6 protein-coding genes and 1 pseudogene are annotated in these 8,952 nt (G+C 69.8%); 1 reads left to right on the top strand and 6 read right to left on the bottom strand.

Annotated features, from left to right (window positions below; translation table 11 throughout):
• Positions 1 to 216: 216 nt before the first annotated feature.
• From FNQ90_RS05740 to FNQ90_RS05755, 4 genes are all read right to left on the bottom strand, one after another.
• Positions 217 to 1,635 carry a GH1 family beta-glucosidase gene (locus tag FNQ90_RS05740; RefSeq protein WP_182605265.1) on the bottom strand — a complete coding sequence of 473 codons (1,419 nt, stop codon included), beginning with the start codon at positions 1,633 to 1,635 and terminating at the stop codon, positions 217 to 219.
• 217 nt (positions 1,636 to 1,852) lie between these two features.
• The gene (locus tag FNQ90_RS05745) at positions 1,853 to 2,791 is read right to left on the bottom strand and encodes a carbohydrate ABC transporter permease (protein ID WP_182605266.1); all 939 of its coding nucleotides are present in this window, start codon (positions 2,789 to 2,791) and stop codon (positions 1,853 to 1,855) included.
• 3 nt (positions 2,792 to 2,794) lie between these two features.
• Positions 2,795 to 3,736 (bottom strand): carbohydrate ABC transporter permease, encoded by a 942-nt coding sequence (locus FNQ90_RS05750; protein WP_194432272.1) that lies wholly within the window; start codon positions 3,734 to 3,736, stop codon positions 2,795 to 2,797.
• 73 nt (positions 3,737 to 3,809) lie between these two features.
• Positions 3,810 to 5,168 (bottom strand): ABC transporter substrate-binding protein, encoded by a 1,359-nt coding sequence (locus FNQ90_RS05755; RefSeq protein WP_194432271.1) that lies wholly within the window; start codon positions 5,166 to 5,168, stop codon positions 3,810 to 3,812.
• Between the two features lie 237 nt (positions 5,169 to 5,405).
• Between FNQ90_RS05755 and FNQ90_RS05760 the strand changes: the two genes are divergently transcribed.
• Entirely contained in the window at positions 5,406 to 6,443 is a 1,038-nt protein-coding gene (locus FNQ90_RS05760) for a LacI family DNA-binding transcriptional regulator (RefSeq protein ID WP_143618566.1), read from the top strand.
• Between the two features lie 1,033 nt (positions 6,444 to 7,476).
• On the opposite strand, the gene FNQ90_RS05765 is transcribed toward FNQ90_RS05760, so the two are convergent.
• Positions 7,477 to 8,127: a hypothetical protein gene (locus FNQ90_RS05765; protein ID WP_182605269.1), complete on the bottom strand. Its 651-nt coding sequence runs from the start codon at positions 8,125 to 8,127 to the stop codon at positions 7,477 to 7,479.
• Between the two features lie 419 nt (positions 8,128 to 8,546).
• Positions 8,547 to 8,744, bottom strand: a pseudogene (locus FNQ90_RS05770) (hypothetical protein); the annotation flags it as partial.
• Positions 8,745 to 8,952 lie beyond the last annotated feature (208 nt).

Consider the following 8,952-nt stretch of genomic DNA (forward strand, 5'->3'; position numbering starts at 1 on the left):
GCCCGATCGCGACCCGCCCCCGGAGCCCCGACCCGAACGCGCCGATGGCCCGTCCGCGCCGGAGGGCGCGGACGGGCCATCGACCCCGACGCGGTGCGCGTCGGCGGACCCCGATCGGGGCGAACGGGGGGAGCGGCACGGCTTCGGGAAGGGCTCCCGCACCGTCGCACCGTTTCCCCGGACCCGTGAAAGCTCACGGGAGCGTCCGGCCGTCGGTCACTCCGGGGCGGGCAGCTCCCCGGTGGCGATCGCCTTCGCGTACCAGCGGGCGCTGGTCTTCGGCGTGCGCTGGAGGGTGTCGAAGTCCACGTGCACCATGCCGAACCGCTTGCTGTATCCGTAGGCCCACTCGAAGTTGTCCAGCAGCGACCACAGGAAGTAGCCGCGGACATCCGCGCCCTGCTCCATCGCCGCGTGCACGGCCGCGATGTGGTCGTGCAGGTACTCGACGCGGTCGGGGTCGTGGACCGCGCCCGTGGCGTCCGGCTTGTCGTCGAACGCGGCGCCGTTCTCGGTGATGTACAGCGGCACGCCCGGCGCCTCGCGGTGGAAGCGCAGCAGCAGCTCGGTCAGACCGGTGGCGTCGATCGGCCACCCCATCTCGGTCTTCTTGCCGGGCTGCTCGAGGAACTCCACGTCCTCGGAGCCGACCCACGGGGAGTGCGAGGAGACGCCGTGACCGTCGTTCTTCGAGTTGGCCGAGCCGGGCTCGGAGGCGGAGACCAGGACCGGGTTGTAGTAGTTGATGCCGATGAAGTCCAGCGGCTGGTTGATGGTGGCCTCGTCGCCGTCGCGCACGAAGGACCAGTCGCTGACCCGGGCGGTGTCCCGGCGCAGGTCCTCGGGGTACGCGCCCTCCAGCAGCGGACCGGTGAAGATCCGGTTCTGCAGGGCGTCGATGCGGCGGGCCGCGTCGAGGTCGGCCTCCGAGTCGCTCGCGGAGCGCACCACCGCCGGGTTGAGGGTGATGGAGCACTGGGCGTCGCGCGGCAGGACCCCGCGCAGCGCCTGCACCGCCAGGCCGTGACCGAGGTTGAGGTGGTGTGCGGCGCGCAGCACGGACTCCGGCTCGGTGCGCCCCGGAGCGTGCACGCCGGAGCCGTAGCCCAGGTACGCGCTGCACCACGGCTCGTTGAGGGTGGTCCACATGCCCACCCGGTCGCCCAGCGCCTCCCCGGCCAGGCGGGCGTACTCGGCGAACCGCTCGGCGGTCTCCCGGACGGGCCAGCCGCCGGCGTCCTCGAGCTCCTGGGGCAGGTCCCAGTGGTAGAGGGTCGCCACGGGGGTGATGCCGCGCTCCAGCAGACCGTCGACCAGGCGCCGGTAGAAGTCCAGGCCGGCCTGGACGGCGGGGCCGCGACCGGTGGGCTGGACCCGGGTCCACGCGATCGAGAAGCGGTAGGCGCGCAGGCCCAGCTCGCTCATCAGATCGATGTCCTCCTGCCACCGGTGGTAGTGGTCGCAGGCGACGTCACCGGTGTCGCCGGCGAGCACCCTGCCGGGGGTGTGGCTGAAGGTGTCCCAGATGGAGGGGGTCCGCCCGCCCTCCCGCGCGCCGCCCTCGATCTGGTACGAGGCGGTCGCCGATCCCCACAGGAAGTCGGAGGGGAAGGTGATTCGGTTGCTCTGTGTCATGGAAGCGCTCCCATGCGTCGTGTGCGGAGGGTGTGGTGGTGCGGGTTGGTGCACGGGATTCGCCCCGGCCCGGCCGGTCCCCCTCCGGTCGGACGCGCGGCTCGTGCGGGCGGGCCGGCGGGACCCCGGTCCGGGCTCCCGACACGTGCGTGCCGGGAGCCCCTGTACCGGAACCGGGAGGCCGGGAGCGGGGGCCGGTCGTCCGCCGGCCCCTCGCTCAGCCCTTGATCGCGCCGTGCATGATGCCGCCCACGATCTGCTTGCCGAAGATGGCGAAGACGATCAGCAGGGGCAACGTGCCCAGCAGGGCGCCCGCCATGATCACGCCCTGGTCCGGCACGTAGCCGCGTCCCAGGCCGGTGAGGGCCACCTGAACCGTGGGGTTCTGCTGGGTCAGCACGATGATCGGCCAGAAGAACTCGTTCCAGGCCATCACGAAGGTCAGCATCGCCAGCACCGCCATCGCGGGGCGGGCGACCGGGAAGACCACGTGCCAGATCACCCGCAGGCTGTGCGCGCCGTCCACCCGGGCGGCCTCGATCAGCTCGGTGGGCAGGGCCTGCACCAGGTACTGCCGCATGAAGAACACGCCGAAGGCGCTCACCATCATCGGCAGGATGACCGCCTGGAGCTGGTTGGTCCAGCCCAGTTCGGCGACCGCCATGAACAGCGGCACCACGCTCAGCTGCGGCGGCACCATCATGGTGCCGATCACCAGCATGAGCAGGATGTTCTTCGCCCGGAACTGCAGCTTGGCGAAGGCGAAACCGGCCAGCGTGGCGAACAGCACCGTGCTGAGCGTGATGGCGCCCGCGACGAAGACCGTGTTGAGCAGCGCCAGACCCATGTTGGCGGTGTTCCACGCCTCGTCCAGATTCTCCGCCAACCGGTCGTTGAACCAGAACGGCGGAGGGGTCTGGGCCAGCCGGGTGCTGGAGGAGGACGCGGCGAAGATGGTCCACACCAGCGGGAACAACGACCCGAAGGTGAAGATCCCCAGGATCAGGTAGGTCAGCCAACCGGCGTGCATCTGGCGGCCGGCACCGCCCGCCCGGGCCCGTTTCCGGCGACGCGGGGAGCCCCCGCCGGGGACATCCGGTTGGGCGGCCGGGGCGGACCCCGGCGGCCGGGTGGCCGTCTCGGAGGAAATGCTCATGGCTCACGCCCCCTTGCTGCCGGTCGATCGACCGATCAACCGGGCGAAGAGCCAGTAGATCAATCCGATGATGATCAGGAGCAGGAACATCGTCCAGGCGATCGCCGAGGCACGCCCGAGATTGAAGTTGCTCCAGCCCATTTGGTACATGTACAGGCCCAGCGTCTGGTACTGGTTGTGCGCGCCACCGCTGGGGGTGCCACCGAACAGCAGCGGTTCACCGAACAACTGGGTCGCCCCGATGGTGGAGACCACGACCGTGAACAGGATGGTCGGTCGCAGCGCCGGGATGGTGACGTGGATGAACTGCTTCCACCGGGAGGCCCCGTCGATCGAGGCGGACTCGTAGAGATCCTTGGGCACGGCCTGCATCGCGGCCAGGTAGATCAGGGTGTTGTACCCCGTCCACCGCCAGATCACGATGGTGGAGACCGCGATCTTGGAGGTCCAGGAACCGGCCTCCCACTCGATGGTGTCGATACCGACCAGGCCGAGACCCCAGTTGATCATGCCGTAGTCGCGACCGTAGAGCATCGCGAACACCAGCGTCGCCGCCGCCACCGAGGTGGCGTACGGCGCCAGCATGGCCACCCGGAACATCATGCTGTTGCGCAGCTTGTAGTTCAGCAGGTGGGCCAGGCCCAGGGCCATCAGCAGCTGCGGGACGGTGGAGATGACCCCGATGATGAAGGTGTTCCACAACGAGTTCCAGAAGAACTCGTCGCTCATCAGCCGGGTGAAGTTGTAGAACCCCACCCACTCCATGTCCGTCGGCGCGTGCAGCGAGACGCGGTGCAGCGACGCCCAGCCGGTGAACAACAGGGGGAAGAGCCCGAAGGCGGCGAAGAACAGGAAGAACGGCGCGACGAAGCCGTAGGGGCTGAACTTGGTGTCCAGCCGATAGCGCAGCGACCGGCGGCGGAGCTTCTTCTCCTCCGCCGTCAGCGGGGGTTCACCGCCGCGCTGCGGGCGCGGCACGGTGCTGTTCCGTTGTCATGGATGACTTTCCGGCTCGGGATCAGTCCGCGATGGCGTTCTCGATGGACCGGACGGTGGACGCCCAGGCCTCATCGGGGTCGGTGCCCTGCTCCACCTGGACCACGCCCCTGGAGAGGCTCTCCTGGATGACCTGGTCGCGCGGCCCGACGATCAGGGTCGGGATGTCGGCCGCGGCGGCGGACAGCAGCTCCCCGATCGGCGCGTCGTCGAAGTACTCGTGGGTCGCGTCCCGCACGACCTCCATCTGCTGGGCCTCGGCCGAGCTCGGGAAGCTGGCCCGCCGCTCGAAGAGCTTGGCCTGCTGCTCCGGCGCGGTCAACCAGGTGATCAGCTTGATGGCCTCCTCCTTGTTCTGGGAGGCCTCGGTCACCCCGAGGAAGGAACCGCCCCAGTTGGCCGGGCGCGGCGCGGGGGCCACGTCCCAGGCGCCCTCGCCCTCACCGCCGGACTTGTCCTGGATGTAGCCGAGCATCCAGGCCGGGCAGGAGAGGGTGGCGAAGTCACCGTTGGCCATGCCGTTGTCCCACTCGGTGACGAACAGCTCGTGGCGGCCGGTCAGCTCCTCCTCGGCGGCCTGGACGGCCATGCTCCACGCCGTCTGCACGGCCTCGCTCTCCTGGTAGACCGGCTCACCGGCCTCGTTGTAGAACCGCTCGGGGTAGCTGTTCACGATGGCGTTGAACATGCTCGAGCCGGAGTCGACCCAGCTGGCGTTCCCGTCGAAGTTGTCGCGGAACTCCTTGCCGGCGTCGATGTAGGCCTGCCAGTCGCCCTCCCACAGCGCGCCGACCTCATTGCGGTCGGTCGGCAGACCGGCCTGCTCGAACAGGTCGGTGCGGTAGCAGATGCTCATCGGGCCGATGTCGGTGCCCAGCCCCACCACGCGGCCGTCGGCGCCGGTGGCCTGGTCCACCTTCCACGGGATGAAGTGGTCGAGGTCCACGCCCTCGGCGTCGCTCAGGTCCACGAAGTACTGGCCGAGCTCGTTGGCGGCCTCGCTGATGTTGGCGACCTCGATGGCCTGGATGTCCATCAGGCCGCTGCCGGTGGGCAGGCGGGTCACCAGCGCGGAGAAGTAGTCCTGGTTGCGCTGGGTGGAGGTCTGCTCGATGGTGACGTGCGGGTTGGCCTCCATGTACTCGTCGTACAGGCCGGCCTCCTCCAGACCGAACTGGCCGAAGACGCCGATCGACAGGGTGACCGGGTCCTGACCGCCGTCGGCGTTGTCGCCGCCGCCACCGGTGCCGTTGTCGTCGTCATTACCGTTGCCACCGCAGGCGGCCAGCAGGCCGATCCCGAGGGTCACGGCGAGGCAGGTCCGGAGGGTCCTACCGGTGGTGCCGCGGGTGCCGAGCGGCGTTCTGGCGGTGTTGCGCATGTGGTCGTCCTCCTGGCGCACTGACGTTGCCTCTCCCGGTCGCTCTGCGGCGCGTGGGGGTGAACGGACCCGGGGCTCGGAACGTATGGGTTGTGTAGGGTTTCAGCTGGATGGGAGCGCTCCCAAACTTGATGAAGTGAAGAGTTCCCGGTCTGGGGGCGAGTGTCAAGGCATCCGGCTGGACGGAGTTGATTCCGTGATGTAGTTGGATCCCGGGGCGACAACAGGAGGAATCCGATGGCAGTCGGAAGACGAGGATTGGGAAGAGATGGAAGACCGACACTGGAACAGGTGGCGGCCCGCGCGGGAGTGGGGCGCGGAACCGTCTCCCGGGTGATCAACGGATCACCCCGGGTCAGCGACCGCACCCGCGCCGCCGTCGAGGCGGCCATCGCCGACCTCGGCTACGTGCCGCACCGAGCGGCCCGCGCGCTCGCCGCCAACCGCACCGACGCCATCGCGCTGGTGGTGCCCGAGCCGGAGGCCAGGCTCTTCGCGGAGCCCTACTTCTCCGCGATCATCCGCGGGGTGAGCGCCGAACTGGCCGATACCGACTACCAGCTGCTGCTCACCCTCAGCCGCACCCCCAAGGAACGGCAGCGCTTCGCCCAGTACGCGGCGGGCAACCGGGTGGACGGCGTGCTGCTGGTCTCCGTGCACGGCGAGGACCCGCTGCCGGAGCTGCTCGGACAACTCGGCATCCCCGCCGTGATGAACGGCCGCCGGTCCGCCGACGAGCCCTTCCCGCACGTGGACTGCGACAACGTCGCCGGCGCCCAGCTCGCCGTCGAGCACCTGTTGGGACGGGGGCGCCGGGTCGTGGCCACCATCACCGGCCCGCTCGACATGTACGCCGCGTGGTGCCGCCTGGCCGGTTACCGCGAGGCCCTGGAGGCCGCCGGTCACGAGGACGACGACTCCCTGGTGTGGCGCGGCGACTTCACCGAGGAGAGCGGCTACCACGGGATGCGGGAGCTGCTGGAACGCCGCCCGGACATCGACGCGGTCTTCTGCGCCTCCGACCTCATGGCGGCCGGTGCCCGCCGCGCGCTGCGCGAGGCCGGGCGCACGGTCCCCGGGGACGTGGCCCTGGTCGGCTTCGACGACTCGGCCATAGCCCGGCACATGGATCCGCCGCTCACCAGCGTCCGTCAGCCCATCGAGGGCATGGGGCGCGCCATGGCCCGCGCGCTGCTGGCCGAGATCGACGAGGGGATGCCGATCCACCGGCACCAGGTGCTGCCCACCGAACTGGTGCGGCGCGGCTCCTCCTGACGAGGCCCCGGGACCTTCGACGGTACTCCGCGAGCACCCCCGAGGACCTCGCCGTCCCACCGGTCGTCACCGGTCGACCGTTCGCCCGCCGACGAACCGCCCCTCCGGCCGCGCTCCCGCCGCGCGGCACGGGCGGCACGGTCGACCCGACGCCCCCACCCCGCCACAGGGGTAACCGGGCGGTGGTATCGACGGACCCGGGACGCCGCGTTCCCGCACGCGATGCCCCGGGTCCGTCGATACGGGCCGCTCACATCCGGCCGCGTCCGGAAGCGCTCCGGGGTGCGGCCGGGTCCTTCGGCGCGCCCCGGCCCGGCCGGGCCGGGCCCTCCGGGGGCCGTGGAGAGGCCCCGTGGCACGCCTCGGCCCGTCCGGGGGCGCCGGTGCCGTGGTCGGGCGCCGTGGTCGTCGCCCGATCGGCGCGGGGGCCCGGGCGACCGGTACGGTCCGCCACCCCGTCCGGTGCCGCCGGGATCCGCCCCGGATACCTCCCGGAGTACCCGATGCTCCACTACGCGAAAAATCCTCGATAACCATCACGCGCGACGCCTTCGGTTCGATCTTCGAAAAGGGTTCACGGCACCCGCTCGGAGCGGTCTCCTTTGCGTCGTTCCGACGGTCTCGGCTGTCCGCTTGCGTGAGTTTTTCTCGGTTTGCGAGGGACTCCGCCCATGCCTCGGCGCACACGCGCGGTTTCAAGAAGTGAACACACGGCGCACGGGTGACCCCCGCACGCCTTCGGTTCCGGATCGCATCGTCACCGCCCGTGTCGCGCCGGTGGCGAGTTTCCCGATTCACGCCCCGTGGCCGACCGGTAGCCGTTTGGGTACGGATTTGGATATCGATCATGGGCCACGGGACCACCGAACCCCCGGGCCCCACCTCGGCCGCGCCCTCTCACCGGCCGCATACGGGATCCGGCCGCCCCGCGCACGTGAGGAGGGGTCCCGCTCCTGTCACGGGGCGGGCGCGGGACCGCCTCTGCCCACGGCTCGCCCGTGATGGCTTCGGCGGAGCGACTTCACCGGGTCGATCAGAGGGCGTAGGGGTCTTCGCCGAGGGCGTCGGCCACGCGATCCAGCGACTCCCGAAGAGCCGGGGGAGCGCCCGGCATGGTTCTTCCCCGCCGGATGGTGGCCTCCAGGACGCTCAGGGTGATGGTGGAGGCCGTCTCCCCGGTCTCGGGGGCGAGGAAGTTCGCGACGCCCTCCGCCTCGCGCCACGCGCCCAAGTCGAGGAAGCAGGCAAGCAGTCGAACGGCGGCGACGTTCCGGTAGCCCACCGGTTCACCGCTCGGTGCGTGGGTGGCGCGTTGCAGAAGGGGAACGGCTTTCTCCCACCGTCCCGATTCCTGTAGGGACCGTCCCTCCTGTCGGTCGAGTTCGTCCTCCGAGATCCACCACGACCATGGCGGGGCCGCGTCCGGGGGATCGTCCTGCAGCAGTGAGCGAGCCCGTCGAAAGCTTCGGGCGGCCTCCTCGTGGCGCCCTGTCCCGGCCAGGCCCTGGCCCTCCCGGGCCCGGAAGATCGCCTCCACCCGTGGGGACAGTGGACGGGACTCCAACACGGAACGGGCGATCGCCAGTTCCTCCCGGTGGCGTCCCACCCACCCGGCGACCATGCCCATGTTCTGGAGGATGAGGAGTTCGATCGAACCGTCTCCCGCCAGTCGCGAAAGGAACAACGCCTCCTGTTGAAGCGACGGGCGGCGGGGAGGTTCTCCGCGTTGAACAGGGCCCATCCCGCGATCTCCGCCAACTCGGCTGCGGCAGAGTGGATATCCCGCTCGTATCGCGCTTCGTAGTCGCCATCCCCGAGGCGTCGATGGACCGCTTTGAAGGCGCGGGTGGCCATGTCCGCGATGGGGAGGCCGTTGAGTTCGTTGTCCAGGAGGATCAACCGACGCGAGGTCTCCCGGATCGCGCGGACGTAATCGTCGCCGGCGGGAGCGCCGTCCGCTGCCGACAGGCGTGGCAGGGGCAGGGAGGCTACTCGGGGATTCGTCTCCGACGCGCTCCCCACTTCCCATGGACGAGGCGCCGGCCGCAGCATGTGGCCGGGAATGCGCAGGGCGTCGGCGATCTGCTCGATCTTCGACAGTGTCGAGATCGTCCCTTCTCCGCGTGCCAGTTGGCAGACGCGGGAGGACTTGATGTCGCAGGCCTCCGCGATCTGGTTGAAGCTGATACCCGCCCACTTGCGGAGGAGGGAGAACAGCCTCCCGAAGTCCTGTGCCGCGATGGCTTCTCGTACGTCATCCCGTTTCAACAGGTGTGGAGGGACGGCGGTTGATGCTCTCATGTCACTTCCCTCGAGATCATCGCGCTTCACCCATTCGGTTCACCCACCATGGGTGACCCACGGTGGGGTAACGATCGGAATTCCGGTACGGCATCCTCGTCATCATGATTACTCTTAGTGGCGAAAAGGATACGCTTTTTCTGGCGGTTCCGGGGACGGTCGTTCATGACGTCCGCCGGGGGCGGGTGGGATCGTCATGGGGCAGGTG

The sequence above is a fragment of the Streptomyces alkaliphilus genome, from assembly GCF_014141535.1.
Classification (GTDB): domain Bacteria; phylum Actinomycetota; class Actinomycetes; order Streptomycetales; family Streptomycetaceae; genus Streptomyces; species Streptomyces alkaliphilus.

What these genes read in the sequence shown, in the direction of transcription:
- FNQ90_RS05760 (WP_143618566.1), top strand. Translation starts at nt 5,406, where the DNA reads ATGGCAGTCGGAAGACGAGGATTGGGAAGAGATGGAAGACCGACACTG.
- FNQ90_RS05755 (WP_194432271.1), bottom strand. Translation starts at nt 5,168, where the DNA reads ATGCGCAACACCGCCAGAACGCCGCTCGGCACCCGCGGCACCACCGGT.
- FNQ90_RS05745 (WP_182605266.1), bottom strand. Translation starts at nt 2,791, where the DNA reads ATGAGCATTTCCTCCGAGACGGCCACCCGGCCGCCGGGGTCCGCCCCG.
- FNQ90_RS05740 (WP_182605265.1), bottom strand. Translation starts at nt 1,635, where the DNA reads ATGACACAGAGCAACCGAATCACCTTCCCCTCCGACTTCCTGTGGGGA.